Below are 18,129 nucleotides of genomic sequence, written 5' to 3'. Positions count from 1 at the left end.
GTGTGTGCCAGCGGGGTCACGTCCTCCAGCGGCTCGAACCTCGTTGTCACGAGGTGCCCAGGTAGCCGGTGCGCCGGCCGTCGACGAAGTCGCCCCTGGCGTCCCGCGCCTCGCCGGAGATGTTCAGCTCGAACGTGTAGCTCAGCTCCTGCCGGTAGGCGGTGCGGATGTCCCGGCCCAGCGTGCCGGCCATGGCGGCCTTGAGCCCTCGAATGACGTTGGTGCGCTTCGCCGCGATCGTCGCGGCGACCGCGAGCGCCGCCGCGGGCAGCTCCGCGGCCGGGACGAGGCGCAGGACGCTGCCGAACCTGTGCAGCTCGGCGGAGTCGACCGGCTCGCACGTGAACATCGCCGCGCGCAGCCGCTTCTCCGGCATCAGCCCGATCGCCTGGACGATCCCGCTGGTCGCCCCGTTGTCGGCCTCGGCGAGGACGAACGGGGTGTCCGGGGCGGCCAGGAGGATGTCGCAGACCCCGGCGACGAGCACGCCGAGCCCGATGCAGTAGCCGTGCACGGCTCCGATCACGGGCACCGGGCACTCCGCCACGGCGAGACTCAGGTCGAGGGACCCGCGGGTCTGGCCGAGGATGCCCTCGAAGCCAGGCGCGCGCTGGACCTCCTTGACGTCACCGCCCCCGCAGAACCCCCGCCCCTCCCCGCGCAGCACGACCGCCCGTACCCGGTCGTCGCCGGCGTAGGCCCGCAGGTGCCCGACGAGCGTCCCGATGTCGGCGACGTTGTAGGCGTTGACCGGCGGGTTGTCGACGACGAGCTCGGCGACGCCGTTCCCGTCGACCTTCTCGTGGATCATGCAGTCCCTTCCCGATTCGGTGCGCCGTGGGTCGCGGCCAGCTCGGCCCGGTTCACCTTGCCCGTGACGTTGCGGGGGAGGGCGTCGACGAGCACCAGCTTCTTGGGCATCTTGAACCGGGCCAGCCGGCCGCTCGCGAACTCGTTGAGGTGGTCCAGCGTCAGCTCGGCTCCCGGGGCCGGGACGACCACGGCCGCGCCGACCTCGCCCCACCGCGCGTCCGGGATACCGACGACTGCGACGTCCGCGACCGCCGGATGCAGGGACAGGACGTTCTCGACCTCGGCGGGGTAGACGTTCTCGCCGCCGGACTTGTACATGTCCTTCGTGCGCCCGGCGAGGTAGTAGAAGCCGTCGGCGTCGCGGCGGGCCGCGTCGCCGGTCCGGAACCAGTCGCCCGTGAAGTAGTCGGCGCGGTCCTTGCGCCAGTACCCGACGGTGATGCTCGGCCCCCGCAGCCAGATCTCGCCGGTCTCGCCGTCGGGCACGTCGTTGCCATCGGGGTCGACGAGTCGGACGTCGGTGTGGCGGGCGCGCCGCCCGGTGGAGCCCTGTTTCGCCTTGGCGAGCGACGTGGCCTCGTTGTCCAGCGCGGTGGCCATCGGTCCCATCTCGGTGCCGCCGTACTGCGGCTGGAGCGCGACGCCCCGGTCGGCCCAGAGCTGGAGCAGCTCCGGCGTGGCGATGGCGCCCGCGATGATGAAGTGGCGGGCGTGCGAGAGGTCTGCGTCGGCGAACCCCGGCTGGGCCGCGACCGCCTGGTACATGAGCGGGATCGCGGCGAAGTGGGTGATCGGTGGGGACGAGCCGGCGAGCCTCGCGAGCACCGCGTCGGGCGTGAACCGGGTCATCGTCGTGACGGCGCCGCCGAAGTAGAGGATCGGGTTGGCCATCACGTGCAGCCCGCCTGCGTGGAACAGCGGCATCGGGTTGAGGTGGTGGCACCCCGGCTGGGAGTACCCGGTCGTCTGGGCGGTGTTGAAGGCCTGCCACAGGAGGGTCGAGTGCGTGGAGAGCGCGCCCTTGGGCTTTCCCGTCGTACCCGACGTGTAGAGGACGTGCGTCGGATGGTCCAGCTCGATGCCGGCCCGTGGGCCGTGGTAGCCGGCTGCGGCGAGCGCGGCCTCGTAGTCGGTGGCGCCGGCGGGCAGGGCTGCGCCCCAGGCCAGGCGGCGGGTGATCTCGACCTTCTCGGCGATCTCGCCCGCGGCCTGCGCCCACGCGTCGTCGTGGACGATCGCGGCCGGTTCGGCGTCGTGGCAGATCTCGGCCATCTCGTGGACCGTGAGCCGCCAGTTGAGCGGCACGAACAACGCACCCAGCCGCATCGCGGCGAACTGGACCTCGAACACCCGCGGGTCGTTCTCCGCGACGAGCGCGATCCGGTCGCCCCTGCCGACACCCAGGTCGGCGAGGACCTGCGCGACCCGCCCGACACGGTCGTCGAGCTCGCCCCACGTGAGCGCCCGGCCGTCCTCGGCGCAGCTCAACGCCAGGGCAGCCGGTCGGTGGCTCGCGTGATGTGCGGTCCAGTCGTGCGCGCCGAAACCCATCTCAGCTCCCTGACCTTCAGCCGGCCCCATTACCAAACGAAGATTGGTGAATATCGCGGCTCACGCGGGTGGCGTCAAGGGCGGCATCCTTGACCGCTTCACCAAATGACGTTAGGTTAACGCGGCGCTGTTCACCGGCGCAACGCCCCATCCAAGAAGGCCCGAGTCGAGAGGAGTGGACGCGTGGCACGCGCGACGATCGACGGGAGCCGGTGCCAGGGGCACGGGCGGTGCGCGCTGATCGCCCCCGACGTCTTCGACGTCGACGACCTCGGGATGGGCCGGGTCGTCGTCGACGAGGTGCCCGACGGCGAGCTCCCCGACGTCCGGGCGGCCGTGCTCAGCTGCCCGGAGAGCGCCATCGCGCTGCCGGAGTGAGGGGAGGTCCGCTCGTGCGTGATCGTGGGTCGCCATGTCCTGGGCGGCCGCGGCGGAGTTGCTCGCCGAGCACCGCACCGTCACGCTCGCGACGATCGGGCCGGACGGCCGGCCGCACCTGGCGGCGATGTGGTTCGCGCTCGACGCCGACGAGCTGCTGATGTGGACCTATCGTGCCAGGGTGGACGCCCTGACACGGCCTTCGGCCGGGGGAGCGGGTCGGGTGGCGGTCAGGTGGCGCTGCCGCCCCAGCCGTAGCGGGCGAAGGGCCGGGTCCAGCCCGCGTCGAGCGAGTCGACGGACTGCCGGGCCTCCACGAGCGCGATCTCCAGCCGGCGCGGGGCGGAGGCGTCGCCGATGACGCGGACGACAGGGGCGGTGTCGGCGAGCTCGTCCTGCAGCGCCCGGTCCGGCACGCCGCCCGACATGAGGACGACGTCGTCGAACTCGACGACCTGCGCGCGCTGGGGCGCCTCGGCGGGTGCGACGTCGGCACGTCCGGGCGCGAGTCGCCGGATCACCGCGCGGGGCAGGAAGGTGAAGTCCCCCGCGAAGAGGCTCGCCGCGAGCGGCGCGCCCATCATCTCCCAGCGCATCTCGAGGTTGGCGGCGATGAGCGCGTACCGGCTGACCTGCACGACGCGGTGCCCGTCGTCGACGAGCCGCTGCGCGACGTCGACCGACTCGTAGTGGCCGATCTCGTCGAGGAGTAGCACGACGTGTCCCAGTCCGGCGCCACGGAGCACGTCCCACCCGGTGTGCGGGGTGACCTCGTCGAGGCCCGGCAGCGGCACCGCGGGCGCCAGCGCCTGGAAACCGTCGCGGCGCGGGGTCACGCCGGTGGCGACCACGACCGCGTCCGGCTGCATCCCGCGGACCAGCGGTGCGGTCGCGGGCGTGCCGAGCTTGACGTCGACGCCGTGCGCCTGCATCTGGTGCGTGTAGAACGCGACGAGGCCCGCGACCTCGGAGCGGCGCGGCGGGACCAGCCGGAGCTGCCCGCCCAGCGCGTCGGCGGCCTCGAGCAGGGTGACGTGGTGACCGGCCAGCGCCGCCGCGCGGGCGGCCTCCATGCCGGCCGGCCCGCCGCCGACGACCACCACCCGCTTCGCCCGGTCCGCCACGGCGATCAGGTGGTCGCCGTGGGTGGTCTCGCGTCCGGTCGCGGGGTTGACGGCGCACATGGCGCGGGCCCGCGTATTCAGCCCGCCTGCGCAGCTCTGCAGGCAGCCGATGCACGGGCGGATCTCGGCCGAGCGGCCGCTGATCGTCTTCGCGACCAGCTCGGGCTCGGCCAGCGTGGCCCGGACCATCGAGACGAGGTCGGCGGCGCCGGCGGCGATGACCTCGTCGGCCTGCTGCAGCGTGGTGAACCGGCCGGCGACGATCGTCGGCAACCCGGTCCGGCGAGTGACCTGCTCGCTGGTCGGCAACTGGTAGCCGGGTGGCAGGTGGGCGCCGCCCATGAGGAGGTCCCGGCCGTAGTGCGAGCCGAGCGAGACGTCCACGAAGTCGATCAGGCGATCGCGCTCCAGGCGAGTGACCAGCTCCGCGAGGTCGGCCGCGGTGGTCTGGTCGGGCGGACCGTCCGGGGACACTCGCACGCCCAGCGGGTAGTCGGGCCCGACGGCGGCCCGGATCGCGGTGAGGACCTCGACGAGGAAGCGGCTGCGGTTCTCGGCCGAGCCCCCGTACTCGTCGGTGCGGTGGTTCGTCGCGGGCGAGAGGAACGTGGAGAACAGGTATCCGTGGCCGGCGTGCAGCTCGATGCCGTCGATGCCGCCCTCGCGGGCCCGCAGCGAGCTTGCGACGAAGCACTCGACCAGCTCGTCGATCATGCCCTTCGTCATGGGCACCGGGAGCATGCCGAGACCGGGGTCGGGCACGTGCGACGCGGCCCACGGGGCCGAGCTGTCCATGGTCAGCTGGGTCGGGCCGCCGTGCATGATCTGCTGGAACATCTTCGCCCCCTCCGCGTGCACCGCGGAGGTGAGCCGTTGCAGGCCCGGCAGGACGTCGTCGGTGGTCAGGTCGAGCATCCCCGGCGAGCTCCAGTGGATCTGCCCGATGTCGGCGAACGCGAGGGCCACGCCGCCGCGGGCGTGGGCCAGGTGGAACGCGATCATGTCCTCGCTCACCCGCTGGCCGACGGCGAGGCCGGAGCCCTGCGACGTGCGCACGACCCGGTTGCGCAGCTCGACCGGGCCGATCCGGAACGGGGTCAGAACGTGGTCCAGCATCGGTCAGCCTCTCGCCTGTACGGGGGTGAACTGCGTGAACTCCACCGGCAGCGAGAGGACGTGAGTGTCAGCGGTCATCGGTGAGACTCCTGCGGATGCGGCGCGTCGTGCCACGCGCGTGGCGGCGGTAAAACTAATGACATTTGATATGTGGGTCAAGACACGTGCGCGAGGGGCAGCCGGGCGCTATACCGTATGGCGATTGGTTTCTGACGGTGGGGAGGGTCGCCGTGGACGGTGTGATCGCGCCCCTGCGCGGCATCCGGGTGCTGGAGCTGGGCAACTACATCGCCGCCCCGACGGCCGGCCGGATGCTCGCGGACTTCGGCGCGGAGGTCATCAAGGTCGAGCGCCCCGGCACCGGTGACGAGCTGCGCAACTGGCGCCTTTACAGCGGGACCACGTCGATGCTGTACCGGACGATCAACCGGAACAAGAAGTCGGTCGTGCTCGACCTGCGCAGCGAGGCCGGCCGGGCCGTCGTCCTCGACCTCGTCCGGCACTGCGACGTCCTGCTGGAGAACTTCCGGCCCGGCACCCTCGAACGCTGGGGGCTCGGACCCAAGGTGCTCGACGGCGTCAACCCCGACCTGGTCATCACGCGCATCTCCGCGTTCGGCCAGACCGGTCCGCTCGCCGACCGTCCCGGCTTCGCGGCGGTCGCCGAGGCCGTCGGCGGGCTGCGCGAGCTGGTCGGCGAGCCCGACCGGCCCCCGGTGCGGGTAGGGGTGTCGATCGGGGACTCGATCGCGGGCCTCTACGCCGCGTTCGGCACGGTCATGCAGCTCCACCAGCGCGAGGTGCGCCGCCGCGATCCCGGCTCCGCCGCCCTGTCGCTGGTCGAGCGGACGATCGACGTCGCCCTGAACGAGGCTGTCCTGTCGATGTTGGAGTCGCTCGTGCCCGACCACACCGCGTACGGGGTGAGCCGCACCCGCACCGGCGGGCGGATGGAGGGCATCGCGCCGTCGAACGCGTACCTGTGCCACGACGGCGCGAGCGTCGTCGTGGCAGGCAACGGCGATGGGATCTTCCAGCGGTTGATGGCCGTGATCGGCCGGCCCGACCTCGGCGAGGATTCGGACCTGCGCGCCAACGCCGGGCGCTGGCGGCGCCGCGACGAGCTCGATGCGGCGATCGGGGAGTGGACGGCCACGCTGCCCCGCGAGCAGGTGCTCGGCCGGCTGGAGGCCGCCGGCGTACCGGCGGGGCCGATCTACACCGCCGCCGACGTCTGCGCGGACGAGCAGTACGCGGCCCGCAACATGATCCAGTACCTCCCGGTGGAGACCGGCGCTGGCGAGCCCCGTGAGGTGGGTTTCCCCGGGATCGTCCCGGTAATCGGCGAGGTTTCGCTGCCGGTCAGGAGCGTGGGGCCGGACCTCGGCGCGCACACCGAGGAGGTGCTGGCGGGCCTCCTCGGGCTGGATGCGGCGGAGGTCGCCGCCGCGACGGGCGGCGTGGTCCCGTATTGACGGCATTTCCCGAACATCGTTAGGTTCTAGGTCGGTCGGCGCAAAGGAGTGCCATGGCAGGACGGGTGGACGGGCGGGTCGCGCTGGTGACCGGCGGCGGGTCCGGGATCGGGGCCGCGAGCGCGCGGGCACTGGCCGCGGCCGGGGCGGCCGTCGCCGTCACGGACCTCGACGAGGAGTCGGCCCGCGACGTCGCGGAGCGGATCGGCAAGGACGGCGGTCGCGCGGTCGCGTACCGGCTCGACGTCTCCTCCGAGCCGGACTGGGTGCGCACCGTCGCGGCGGTGGGCGAGGAGCTCGGGCCGATCACGGTCCTGCACAGCAACGCCGCGCTGACCTCGCCGGAGGCCTACGCAGCGGACCTGGGTGTCGTCGACCTCGACGTCGAGTTGTTCGACCGGGTCATCGCGGTCAACCTCCGCGGCGGGGTGCTCGCGTGCAAGCACGTCGTGCCCGGCATGCTCGCGGCCGGCGGCGGCTCGATCGTGCTCACGTCGTCGGTCAAGGGGCTCACGGGCAGCGCGCACCGCACCGCGTACTCGATCTCCAAGGGCGGGCTCGACAGCCTCGCCAGGGTCGTCGCCACCGGCTACGGCAAGGGCGGCGTCCGGTGCAACGCGATCGCCCCCGGCATCGTCGCGACCGACGCGATCGCCAGCATCCCCGCCGCCCAGCGCAGCGCGCTCGAACTGGCCCACCTGACCCCGTCGCTCGGGCGGGCGGAGGACGTCGCGAACGCCGTGGTCTTCCTGGCCTCCGACGATGCCGCGTTCATCACAGGGCAGGTCGTGTGCGTCGACGGCGGCCTGGCCGCGCACGTCGCGGCGCTCTCGCCAGCCGGCAGCCGAGGGGAGGGCTGAGCGGGTGGCCGCTTCACCGTCGCCTACCAGGGAGACCGCATGAGCACCAGCACCGGCGTCGTCCGGGTCCGCTACACGCGCACGCCGTACCTCGTCGTCACCAATGAGCGGCACGAACGGAAGGACGTCTACGGGTCGATCGACGACTCGGTCGTCCGGCAGGCCCAGCTGCTGCGCGGCGACGAGCCGTCGGACACGGTCGTCGTCGCGATGCACCCGATCGGCTCGCCGGGCTACCTGCCGGCCTTCTCCCAGCTCGCCCGCGGCGGCTTCCACGTCATCGCGTGCGGCACCCGGTACTCGACCGGCGACGCGGGCCTCCAGATGGAGAGCTGCCTGTTGGACCTCGCCGCCTGCGTCCGGGACGCGAAGGAGCGCCTCGGCTACGAGCGGGTCATCCTCGCCGGCTGGAGCGGCGGCGGGTCACTGATGGCGGGCTACCAGGCCGAGGCCGAGCAACGGACGATCACCCGGACCGCGGCAGGCGAGCCGACGCCGCTCGCGGACACCGAGCTGATCCCCGCGGACGCGCTGATGCTCATGGCCGCCCACCGCAGCCGGCACCGGTTGATCACGGACTTCCTGGACCCGTCGATCACCGACGAGGACTGCCCGAAGGACCGGGACGCGGAGCTGAACATCTACGACCCGGAGAACCCGAACCGGCCGCCCTACTCGCCCGAGTACGTCGCGCGGTACCGCGCGGCGCAGCGGGAACGCAACGCCCGGATCACCGCGCGGGCGGTCGCCGAGCTCGACGCGCTGAAGGCCGCCGGGCGTGACCACGACGAGAGCTGCTTCGTCGTGCACGGCACGATGGCCGACCCGCGCTGGGTCGACCCGACTGTCGACCCGAACGACCGCCGGCCGGGCTGGTCCTACCTCGGTGACCCGCGGGTGGCGAACGACGGCCCGGCCGGGCTGGCCCGGTTCTGCACGACCCGCGGCTGGCTCTCGCAGTGGAGCCTCGAACACGCCCAGGTCGACGCCGTGGACGCCGCCCCGCGCATCTCCGTGCCGACGCTGGTGGTCGCCAACAGCGCCGACGACGCCGTCCCGGCCGCGCACCCGCGCGACTTCTACGCCGCGCTCCCCGACGGCGCCAAGCGCTACCACGAGATCGTCGGGGCCAACCACTACTTCAGCGGGAAGGGCGACCAGCTCTCCCACCTGGACGAGGCGGCGCTGGTCGTGCGGGACTGGGCGTCCGCGCTGTAATCAGCCCGGCCGAAGGATCTTCGGGTCGCCCGCGCAGGTCAGCAGGGTGAGCGTCCGGTGGCCGATCCGCCAGCCGTCGGGGGTGCGCTCGAACCGGTCGGTGTAGGTGCCGGTGACCGTGTAGACGGCCTCCGGCGGCGCCGGCCGCGCGCCGTGCCCGACGTGGTGGGCGGTCACGTGGCTGAGGCCGTCGGCGACGTCAGGGTCCGCGGTGGGCCGGACCCGTGAGGTGTGCAGCAGGTGCTGGGTCGCCGCAACAGCTGACGCCGTGGTGCGGAAGAACGCCACGATGTCGTCGATGCCCCGGCTGACCCGCGGGCCCGAGTACACGATCTCCGCGTCCGGGGCGAAGACCAGGCGCAGCTCGTCCCACCGGCGCAGGTCGACGGCGAAGCAGTAACGGGCCAGCAGGTCGTCGATCGCAGCGCGGTCCGCGCCGGCCAGCCCGCTCACGTGAGCCCGATGAGGTGCTTGCGGAGGTCGTCGAGGAACCCGACGTAGATCCGCTGGAACGTGGTGGTGAGGCGCTCGATCAGCGCAGCGTCGCAGTCGAACTCGGCGAACCACTCGACGAAGGTCGTCCCCGACGCGGTCACCGGCAGGAGGTGCACCGTGCCCCGGAACGCGCGGACCGGGAACGGCGGCTCGCCTGCGAACTCGTAGGAGTACCGGCGGTCGGGGGCGTCGTAGCCCACCAGCCGTTCTCGGACCACGCGGCTGTCCGGCTCCATCGTGAGCCGGCGGGTGGAGCCGACTGCGCCCGGACCGGCCCCGTCCTCGGGCTCGCTGGACCGGATGCGCTCGACCCACCGGTCGATGCCGTGGAAGTCGTGCAGCACCGACCAGACCGTGTCGATGCCGTCGTCGAGGGTCGCGCTGACGTAGGCGATGCTCATGAGGAGGGCTCCCGGGGTGTCGTCAGATGGCGAGGGCGGCCTCGTGGCCCTCCTTGAACGCGTGCATCGCCGTGCGTGGGGCGAGCGCGTCCCCGACGATCGTGTACGGCAGGGCCAGCCGCTCGACCGTCTCGACGAGGTCCAGTGCCGGCAGCGGGGCGAGCACCGGGACGATCGTGTCCACGTCCAGCTCGGTGATCGTCTCCCCGTCCGGGCGGACGACGATGACGTGCTTGCCGTCGACGTCGCCGAGCAGGCCGCCGGTGATCACCTCCGCGCACGCGCGGCGCAGGATCGCCGGCACCTCGTAGCGGTGCAGCGCCCCGCCCCACGGCATGACGGTTTCGCTGCTCGTCACGTAGACGACCTCGGCGCCGCCGCGGGCGAGGGCCTCGGCCACCAGCGGGCCCTCGTTGGCGCCGACGGCGTCGAAGACCAGCACGCGCCCGCCGGTGGGGCGGGCGAGGGCTTCGACCGGGCTGCGCAGCACCCCGTCGGCCGCGTCCGGGAACGCCGACGTCGTGATCGGCCGCCCGCCGGTGGCCAGCACGACGTGGTCGGGCGCGAGCTCGCGCAGCAGGGCCTCGTCGGCGACGGTGCCGGTGCGGATCGTCACCCCGCGCTCGCCGAGTTCGGAGACGAGGTGGTCGACCGTGCTGACCAGGCCCAGCGCCGCGGTCTTCTCGGCTGCCCGCAGTCGCCCACCGGGCCGCGGCCCGGCATCGACGACCGTGACCCGGTGCCCGCCGGCGGCCGCGGTGTCGGCGGCCTTCAACCCGGCCGGCCCCGCGCCGACCACGAGCACGTGCCGCTGCGTGTCCGCCGGGCGGACCGCCAGCTCGGTCTCGCGCAGCACCTCCGGGTTGTGGAAGCAGCTGATCTCGGGGTAGCCCTGCAGCTTCCGGTTGACGCACACGTTCGCCCCGACGCAGGGCCGGATCCGGTGGGCGTTCCCACTCCGGGTCTTGGCGAGGAGGTCCGGGTCGGCGATGTGGGCACGGGTCATTGCGACCAGGTCGCAGCTGCCGTTGGCGAGCACCGACTCGGCCACTCCTGGCGCGGTGATCCGCCCGACGCCGATCACCGGCACGTCGATCTGAAGGGCGGACCGCAGCCGGGCGAGCGGGGGGATGTTGGGCGCCTCGCCGTAGCGGTAGTTGGGGATCGCGCGGGCGTAGCTGGCGCCGCCGTCGCCGATCGTCGTGTTGAGGACGTCGACCGTGCCGGTCGCGAGCACGGTGCGGACGATCTCGACGATGCCGGCGAAGCCGATGCCGCCGTCTTCGGGCGAGCGCAGGTCGTCGGTCGGGGTGCGGTAGCCGACGATGCGGTCGGGGCCCATCTCGGCGCGGGCCGCCGCGAGCAGCCGCCGGACGAACAGGGTGCGGTCCTGGCCCCACTCGTCGTCGCGGGAGTTGAGCGACGGCGTGAGTGACTGCTGGGCGAGGTAGCCGTGCGCCCCGTGCACCTCGACGCCGTCGAATCCGGCCGTCGCGGCCATCGCCGCAGTGCGCCGGTAGCCCTCGATCATCAGCTCGATCTCGGCGTGGGTCATCCGGTGTGTGGTCTCGCCGGCCGCGGACTGGGTGTTCTCGAACCCGAGCAGTGGCGGGCGGCGGACGTCGGCCTCGGAACGGGCGTAGGCGCCGAGGTGCGTGAGCTGCAGCAGGAACGTGGCGCCCTCGGCGCGGACGGCCTCGACGAGCCGCCCGTGCCGGTCGACGGTCTCGTCGGTGATGGTGCTCAGCGGGTCGGAGAGGATCGGCTGGCAGATGATCAGCCCGGCGCCGCCGGCGGCCCGCCGGCGCAGGTACTCGATGTAGGAGGCGGGGCTCATCCCCGGATGGCGGAAGGCCTCGCTGGTGCCGTGTGCGGTGAGCACAACGCGGTTGCGGACCTCGGTGCGGCCGATCCTGACGGGGGAGAACAGGAGGGGGAAGGCCGTCTCTCCAGGAGCTGTTCCGTCGGTGTTCGTCCCGTCACTGCCCAAGCGCATCGTCGCGTCCTTCCTGGTGGGAACGGGACGAGCGTAGGCGAACGGCGTTGGATTAGGTAGGTGTCCCCCGAAGTTCCTTGACGCGCTTACCCAACACTGTTTGACTCGGCCGGGCGCCGACGGAGGAGCCAAATGTCACTGGAGATGCCCGCCCGCGCCGGGCGGGTCGCCACCGGCCGGCTGCTGGAGCTGTACCGCGGGATGCTGCGGATCCGGGCGTTCGAGGAGCGGGCCGCTGTGCTCTACCGCGACGGCCGCATCCCCGGCTTCGTCCATCTCTCGGTGGGGCAGGAGGCGACCGCGGTCGGGGCCTGCGCCGCGCTGCGCGTCGACGACGTCATCACCTCGACCCACCGCGGGCACGGCCACGTGCTGGCGAAGGGGCTGGACGTCACCGCGGCCTTCGCGGAGCTGCTCGGCCGGGAGACCGGCGCGTGCCGGGGCCGGGGCGGCTCGATGCACATCGCCGACCCGGCCATCGGGATCTTCGGCGCCAACGGGATCGTGGGTGCCGGCGTTCCGATCGCGGCCGGCGCGGCGGCGGCCGCGCAGCTCCGTTCCAAGGACCGGGTGGCCGTCGCGTTCTTCGGCGATGGGGCGACGAGCACGGGCGCCTTTCACGAGGGCGCCACGCTCGCTTCTTCATGGCGGCTGCCGCTGGTGCTGCTGTGCGAGAACAACCAGTACTCCGAGTTCTCCGTCGCGCGGGCGGGGGCGGACGCGATGCGCAGGCGGGCCGCGGCCTACGACATGGACTTCGTGCGGGTCGACGGCAACGACGTCGAGGAGGTGGCCACCGCGATGGCGGCGGTTGTCGCCGCGGTGCGCGCCGGCGGGCCGCCGGCGTTCGTCGAGGCCGTGACCTTCCGGGTGCGCGGGCACTACGAGGGGGACCCCCAGCGCTACCGCGACTCCGACGTCGACGCCCACTGGCTCGCCCGCGACCCGCTGGACCGCACCCGCGCCCGGCTGGCCGAACGGGGTGCGCTCGACGCCGAGCTCGACGCCGTCGCCGCAGAGGTCGACGCCGAGATCGACGCGGCCGTCGCGGCGGCGGAGCGCGCGTCCGAGCCGGCGCCCGCGACGCTCCACCACTATGTCCGCGCCGAGCCTCGGACCGGCCCCGACGAACGGCTGCTCGACCCCGGGGCCGAGCCGGTCCGGACGAGCCGGGCGATCCGCGCCGCGCTGCGCCACGAGCTGCGCACCGACCCGGACGTCCTGCTCGCCGGGATCGATGTCGGCGCAGGTGGGAACGTGTTCGGGCTGACCCGCGGGCTGGCCGAGGAGTTCCCGGGACGGGTGCGCGACACCCCGATCGCCGAGACCGCGATCGTTGGCATGGGCGTCGGCGCCGCGATGGCCGGCCTCCGCCCGGTCGTCGAGATCATGTACTCCGACTTCCTCACGGTGTGCCTCGACCAGATCGTGAACCAGGCCGCGAAGCTGCGGTACATGACCGGCGGCGGTGTCACGGTGCCGCTGACCATCCGCACGCAGTTCGGCGCCGGGCGGTCCTCGGGTGCGCAGCACTCACAGAGCCTCGAGGCCCTGCTGGCCCACGTCCCCGGGATCAGCGTGGTCATGCCGTCCACCCCGGCCGACGCGTACGGCCTGCTGAGGGCGGCGATCCGGGACGACAGCCCGGTCGTCGTGATCGAACACCGGCTGCTCTACGAGCGGTCCGGGCCGGGGTTCGCCGACGACCACGTCGTGCCGCTCGGCCGGGCGGCGATCCGCCGGCCGGGCTCGGACGTGACCGTCGTGTCGGTCTCGCGGATGGTCCACGAGGCGCTCGCCGCCGCGGAGCGGCTGGTGGCCGAGGGGATTGACGCCGAGGTGGTCGACCTGCGGACGGTGGCGCCCCTGGACTGGGAGACGGTGCTCGGCTCGTACGCGAGAACCAATCGCATGGTGATCGCGCACGAGGCGGTCACGGACTTCGGCATCGGTGCGGAGATCGCGGCGCGTGCCGCAGACGAGGGCTTCTGGTCGTTCGACGCGCCGATCGTCCGGGTCGGTGCCCCGTCGGTGCCGGCCCCGTACGCGCCGTCGCTGGAGCGGGCGTGGCTGCCCGGCGCGGACGAGATCGTCGCGGCCGTGCGGCGCTGTGTGGGGACGTAATACCCGACACCGTTGGAAGCGCCGGGCCGTGGCTGTTTCAATGGCCGCGGCCGCGACGATTCTAACAGTGTTCGGTGAACTGTGAGGGAGAGCGACTTCGTGAAGTTCCACATCATGTCCCTCGGTGACCACGTCACCGACCCGGTGACCGGCGTGCGGCCGACCGCGGCGCAGCGGCACGCGACGCTGGTGGAGTCGGCCGTGCGGGCCGAGCAGGCCGGGTTCCACGGCGTCAACGTGGGGGAGCATCACGGCATCGAGTACATCTACTCGGCGCCGCCGGTGCTGCTCGCGGCGGTCGCGGCGCGGACCTCGACGTTGCGCTTGGGTACCGCGGTGACGCTGCTGGCGAACCTGGACGCGCTGCGGATCGCGGAGGACTACGCGACGCTCGACGTGCTGTCTGGGGGCCGAGCGGAGATCGTGGCGGGCCGGGGCAACTTCTTCGCCTCGACCTACCGGCTCTTCGGGCAGTCGGTGGAGGAGTCGCGGGACCGGTTCAGCGAGAACGCCGAGCTGCTCTCGCGCTTGTGGTCGGGGGAGCCGGTGACGTGGTCGGGGCGGTTCCGGCCGCCGGTCAACGGGGAGCGGCTGCAGCCGCCGCCCCTGCAGCCCGAGCGGGACGTGATGTGGATCGGCGGGGGCAGCTCGCTCGATTCGGTGGAGCTGGCCGCGCGGCTGGGCTGGAAGCTCATGCTGCCCAGCGCGTTCGGGAACCCGGACTTCTTCGTCCCCGTGGTCGAGCACTACCTGCAGCGATGGCAGGAGGCGGGGCACCAGCACCAGCCGGAGATCGGGGCCGGGTGGCACGTCTGGGTGGGCAGGGACGGCCGCTCGGCCCGCCAGGAGTGGGAGCCGCGTTACCGCGCGTACCACGAGTGGATGCAGCAGCTGCTCGCGGTGGTGAACCCCGAGGTGCCCGCGCACCAGTCCCGCCCGTTCGACTTCGAGTGGCTCACGACGACAGGCCCGGCGATCGTGGGCGGGCCGGACGAGGTGGTCGACCGGATCGGGCAGCTCTCGGAGCGCCTGCGGGTCACCACCCACCTGCTCTACATGGACATGGGGGGCATGCCCGACGCGGCCCTGATGGGCGCCCTCGACCTGGCCGGCGACAAGGTCATCGCCCAGTTCTGACACGGTCCGTCCGCACGCGTCAGGCGCTGCCGGAGCACCTGAACCTCGTCTGGACGAGCATGGCGATCATCGCCGCCGTGCAGGCGCAGATCGCGGAGCGCGCCGCGGCTCAGCCGTCTGCCGGGTGACTCCGCAGCGCCGCCTTGGAGACCTTGCCCGTCGAGTTGCGCGGCAGGTCTTCGACGACGACCAGGCTGCGCGGTGCCTTGTACCCGGCGATGCGTTCCCGGCAGAACTCGCGCAGCCCGTCGAGTGTGACGGTCGTACCGGGGCGCACGACGACGAATGCCCGCCCGACCTCTCCCCAGGTGGGGTCGGGGATGCCGACCACCGCGACGTCGAGCACGTCGGGATGGGTGATGAGTACGCGTTCGACCTCGGCCGGGGCCACATTCTCCCCGCCCGACTTGTACATGTCCTTGACCCGGTCGACGAGGTAGTAGAAGCCGTCGGCGTCGCGGCGGGCGGCGTCGCCGGTGCGGAACCAGCCGTCCTCGGTGCGTGCGGGCTCGACCGGGCCGTTCTTGCGCCAGTAGCCCGGGGTCACGCTCGGGCCCTTCAGCCAGACCTCGCCGACCTCGCCGGTGGCAGCGTCGGTGCCGTCGGCCGTCACCAGGCGGACGTGCGTGAACGGGACGGCCCGCCCGCACGAGGAGGGCCGGTCGGCGACGGCGTCGCGGGGCATGCCGGTCACGGCGGGGCCGAGCTCGGTTCCGCCGTACGCCTGCTGCAGCACGACGCCGCGCGAGCGCCAGCGCTCCAGGAGCGGCAGCGGGGGGACGCCGCCGGCGACCTCGGCCAGCCGCAGTGTGGAGAAGTCGGCGTCCGCGAAGCCCGGCAGCGCGCTCAGGGAGGCCCACATGATCGGCGGGGCGGTGAAGTGCGTGACGCCCTGGGTGGGGTCGCCGAGCACCGCGAGCACCCGGTCGGGCTCGAACCGGCGCATCGTCGTGACCGCGCCCCCGGTCATCAGCACGGGTGTCGCGATTGTGGTCAGCCCGCCTGCGTGGAACAGCGGCATCGGGTTGAGCAGCTTGGTGCCCGGCCCGCCGTTGACCCGGCCCGCGAGGTTGAGCGCATGCCAGCTCAGCGTCTTGACGGTGGTGATCGCGCCCTTGGGACGTCCCGTCGTGCCCGACGTGTGCAGGATGTGCGTGGGCAGCTCGACGGAAAGGTCGGTCCGCGGCTCGGCCGGTGTCGCCGTCGCGATCGCGGCCTCGTAGTCCTCGACATCCTGTGAGTCACCGGGGCAGCGCCACCCCAGCAGGTGCCGGACGCCCGTGGCCTCGGCGATCTTGAGCCCGGTGTCGTGCCACACCCCGTCCAGGATCGCGACCGCGGGCTCGACGTCGGCGGCCAGCTCGACCAGCTCGGGGACCGCGAGCCGCCAGTTCAGCGGGACGAGGATGGCGCCGAGTCGCATGCACGCGAACTGGACCTCGAAGGTGCGGGTGTCGCCCTCCGCGAGCAGCAGCACCCGGTCCCCGACCCCGACGCCGTAGCGGTCGCGCAGGTGGCCGGCGAGCGCGCCGGCCCGCTGGTCGAGCTGCCGCCACGTGTGCCGTTCCCCGGTCTCGGCGTTCTCCAGCGCGAGGTCGTCCCCGTAACGCCCGGCGTTCGTGCGCACCCAGTCCTTGGCGGCATCGGCCACGTCCGTCCACCCCTTCGTCGGTCGGCGTGCCAAAACTAACACCGATTGGCTAGCGTGGACAGCGTCGGCTGGGACATGCTGGCACGGTCAGCCAAATGTTGTTAGTTTTAGGTCGAGCTCAAGGAGGCCGTATGAGCGCTGGCGTTCCCGGTTCGGTCCCGTCCGAGGCCGACGTCGTCGTCCTGGGCTCCGGCGCGGCCGGGCTCTCGGCGGCGCTCGCCGCCTCGGCCAACGGCGCGGACGTCGTGCTGCTGGAGAAGGGCCCGAGCGTCGGCGGCACGGCGGCGCTGTCCGCCGGGGTCGTCTGGGTGCCCGGCAACCACCGCGCGGCGAGCGCCGGTATCGCCGACTCGCGCGCGGACGCCGTGCGCTACATCGCGTCGCTGTCCAACGGCCGGCAGGACCCCGAGCTGGTCGAGGCGTTCGTCGACGCGGCGCCGGAGGTGCTGCGCTGGCTGGAGGACGCCACGGCGCTGCGGTTCGTCGCGCTGCCCTACCCCGACTACCACTCGGAGAACCCCGGGGCCGCGGCGGGCGGCGGGCGCTCGCTCACCGAGGAGCTGTTCCCGTTCGCCGAGCTGGGCGACTGGGCGTCGCGCGTGGTGCTCTCGCCCGGTCAGGAGAGCCGGATGCGGCTGAGCCCGGCCGAGACGGTCTACGGCGGCGCGGCCGGCGGCCCCGCGCCCGAGGTCGTCGCCGACCGGGAGGCCCGCGACATGCGCGGCTGGGGACAGGCGCTGGTCGGCGGCCTGCTCGCAGGCCTGCTGCGACTCGGCGTCGAGCCGGTGGTCTCGGCCCGCGCGACAGAGCTGGTGCTGGACGGGGACAGCGTTACGGGCGTGCGCGGCGTCCACGCCGGCGAGCCCTTCACAGTGACGGCGCGGGCCGGCGTCGTGATCGCGACCGGCGGTTTCGACTGGGACGCCGACCTCGTGCGCGCCTACCTGCGCGGCCCGCTGCAGAACTCGGTGGCGGTGCGCGAGAACGTCGGCGACGGGCTGCGCATGGCGCAGTCGGTTGGCGCCGACCTCGGCACGATGCAGGAGGCCTACTGGACCCCGCTCATCCGCAGGCCCGGTGACGTGCGCAGGGGTGACGGCGTGTTCCCGCGCTCCGCCACGGTGGTGGCCGAGCGCAGCCGGCCGGGCTCGATACTGGTGAACCGGGCGGGCCGCCGGTTCTGCAACGAGGCCACCAACTACAACGCGATCGCCGGCGCGTTCCACGTGCTCGACCCGGCGACGCTCGGCTACCCGAACATCCCCGCGTTCCTGCTGTTCGACCAGGGCTTCCGGCGCCGTGGACCGGTGGCCGACTGCGGCCCGGCCGATCCGGTACCGGACTGGATGTGGAGCGCGGACACCCTGGCCGGCCTCGCCGGACTCCTCGGCGTGGACACGGCCGGGCTTGCCGCGACCGTCGAGCGGTTCAACGCGCACGCTGCGGCCGGCCGGGACCCGGACTTCCACCGCGGCGAGTCGGCGTTCGAGCGCGCCAACGGCGACCCGACGCGTCCGGGCCCGGCGGCCAACCTCGCCCCGCTCGCAGAGCCGCCGTTCTACGCCGTCGAGATCGAGGTAGGTGCGTTCGGCACGCGGGGCGGGCCGGTCACCGACCCGGCGGGGCGGGTGCTGCGCGGTGGCACGCCGGTGCCGGGCCTCTACGCGGCGGGCAACGCCGCGGCATCCGTGATGGGGATGGCGTACCCCGGCGGCGGCTCGACGCTCGGCCCAGCGCTCACGTTCGGGCACCTGGCCGGCAGGCACGCCGCGACCGGGAAGTGACGCACC

The 18,129-nt window shown here is 73.1% G+C and carries 14 protein-coding genes and 1 pseudogene; 8 read left to right on the top strand and 7 right to left on the bottom strand.

The window, feature by feature from the left end:
- Positions 1-46: 46 nt before the first annotated feature.
- Both ABD143_RS17445 and ABD143_RS17440 read right to left on the bottom strand, forming a co-directional pair.
- Positions 47-811: an enoyl-CoA hydratase-related protein gene (locus tag ABD143_RS17445; protein WP_343978962.1), complete on the bottom strand. Its 765-nt coding sequence runs from the start codon at positions 809-811 to the stop codon at positions 47-49.
- Positions 808-2,364 carry an AMP-binding protein gene (locus ABD143_RS17440; RefSeq protein WP_343978958.1) on the bottom strand — a complete coding sequence of 519 codons (1,557 nt, stop codon included), beginning with the start codon at positions 2,362-2,364 and terminating at the stop codon, positions 808-810. Before ABD143_RS17440 ends, ABD143_RS17445 begins: the two co-directional genes overlap by 4 nt.
- Before the next feature lie 183 nt (positions 2,365-2,547).
- Between ABD143_RS17440 and ABD143_RS17435 the strand changes: the two genes are divergently transcribed.
- Both ABD143_RS17435 and ABD143_RS38220 read left to right on the top strand, forming a co-directional pair.
- On the top strand, positions 2,548-2,742 hold the full coding sequence (locus ABD143_RS17435) for a ferredoxin (protein WP_343978955.1): 195 nt from the start codon (positions 2,548-2,550) through the stop codon (positions 2,740-2,742).
- 34 nt (positions 2,743-2,776) lie between these two features.
- Positions 2,777-2,911: pseudogene (locus tag ABD143_RS38220) on the top strand (pyridoxamine 5'-phosphate oxidase family protein); the annotation flags it as partial.
- A 61-nt stretch (positions 2,912-2,972) separates the two neighbouring features.
- On the opposite strand, the gene ABD143_RS17430 reads toward ABD143_RS38220, so the two are convergent.
- Positions 2,973-4,982: an oxidoreductase gene (locus tag ABD143_RS17430; protein ID WP_343978952.1), complete on the bottom strand. Its 2,010-nt coding sequence runs from the start codon at positions 4,980-4,982 to the stop codon at positions 2,973-2,975.
- 230 nt (positions 4,983-5,212) lie between these two features.
- On the opposite strand from ABD143_RS17430, the gene ABD143_RS17425 reads away from it, so the two are divergent.
- Genes ABD143_RS17425 through ABD143_RS17415 form a run of 3 tightly spaced genes read left to right on the top strand, consistent with a single transcriptional unit; the run spans position 5,213 to position 8,535 of the window.
- Positions 5,213-6,457, top strand: coding sequence for a CaiB/BaiF CoA transferase family protein (locus tag ABD143_RS17425; RefSeq protein WP_343978949.1), 1,245 nt, complete (start codon positions 5,213-5,215; stop codon positions 6,455-6,457).
- Positions 6,458-6,510: 53 nt separating this feature from the next.
- On the top strand, positions 6,511-7,317 hold the full coding sequence (locus ABD143_RS17420) for an SDR family NAD(P)-dependent oxidoreductase (protein WP_343978946.1): 807 nt from the start codon (positions 6,511-6,513) through the stop codon (positions 7,315-7,317).
- Between the two features lie 39 nt (positions 7,318-7,356).
- Complete coding sequence (locus tag ABD143_RS17415; RefSeq protein ID WP_343978943.1) at positions 7,357-8,535, top strand: alpha/beta hydrolase; 1,179 nt, start codon at positions 7,357-7,359, stop codon at positions 8,533-8,535.
- Here the strand turns inward: ABD143_RS17415 and ABD143_RS17410 are convergent, their stop codons facing one another.
- From ABD143_RS17410 to ABD143_RS17400, 3 genes are read right to left on the bottom strand one after another with little or no spacing between them, the layout of a single operon-like run.
- Complete coding sequence (locus ABD143_RS17410) at positions 8,536-8,988, bottom strand: nuclear transport factor 2 family protein (RefSeq protein WP_343978940.1); 453 nt, start codon at positions 8,986-8,988, stop codon at positions 8,536-8,538. It lies immediately after the preceding gene.
- Positions 8,985-9,431: an SRPBCC family protein gene (locus tag ABD143_RS17405; protein WP_343978937.1), complete on the bottom strand. Its 447-nt coding sequence runs from the start codon at positions 9,429-9,431 to the stop codon at positions 8,985-8,987. The genes ABD143_RS17410 and ABD143_RS17405 overlap by 4 nt, the downstream gene beginning before the upstream one ends.
- Positions 9,432-9,453: 22 nt before the next feature.
- Entirely contained in the window at positions 9,454-11,427 is a 1,974-nt protein-coding gene (locus ABD143_RS17400; protein WP_343978934.1) for an oxidoreductase, read from the bottom strand.
- Between the two features lie 132 nt (positions 11,428-11,559).
- Between ABD143_RS17400 and ABD143_RS17395 the strand changes: the two genes are divergently transcribed.
- Together ABD143_RS17395 and ABD143_RS17390 are read left to right on the top strand one after the other, a co-directional pair.
- Entirely contained in the window at positions 11,560-13,551 is a 1,992-nt protein-coding gene (locus ABD143_RS17395) for an alpha-ketoacid dehydrogenase subunit alpha/beta (RefSeq protein ID WP_343978931.1), read from the top strand.
- Positions 13,552-13,650: 99 nt separating this feature from the next.
- Positions 13,651-14,688 carry an LLM class flavin-dependent oxidoreductase gene (locus ABD143_RS17390; protein WP_343978928.1) on the top strand — a complete coding sequence of 346 codons (1,038 nt, stop codon included), beginning with the start codon at positions 13,651-13,653 and terminating at the stop codon, positions 14,686-14,688.
- A 109-nt stretch (positions 14,689-14,797) separates the two neighbouring features.
- Here ABD143_RS17390 and ABD143_RS17385 read toward each other — a convergent pair whose 3' ends face one another.
- Positions 14,798-16,339 carry an AMP-binding protein gene (locus ABD143_RS17385; RefSeq protein ID WP_343978925.1) on the bottom strand — a complete coding sequence of 514 codons (1,542 nt, stop codon included), beginning with the start codon at positions 16,337-16,339 and terminating at the stop codon, positions 14,798-14,800.
- Positions 16,340-16,434: 95 nt separating this feature from the next.
- On the opposite strand from ABD143_RS17385, the gene ABD143_RS17380 reads away from it, so the two are divergent.
- Complete coding sequence (locus ABD143_RS17380; protein ID WP_343978917.1) at positions 16,435-18,123, top strand: FAD-dependent oxidoreductase; 1,689 nt, start codon at positions 16,435-16,437, stop codon at positions 18,121-18,123.
- Positions 18,124-18,129 lie beyond the last annotated feature (6 nt).

It is taken from the genome of Pseudonocardia aurantiaca (assembly GCF_039526725.1).
In the GTDB taxonomy this organism is placed as follows: domain Bacteria; phylum Actinomycetota; class Actinomycetes; order Mycobacteriales; family Pseudonocardiaceae; genus Pseudonocardia; species Pseudonocardia aurantiaca.
This window is presented reverse-complemented; position numbering and strand designations above follow the sequence as displayed.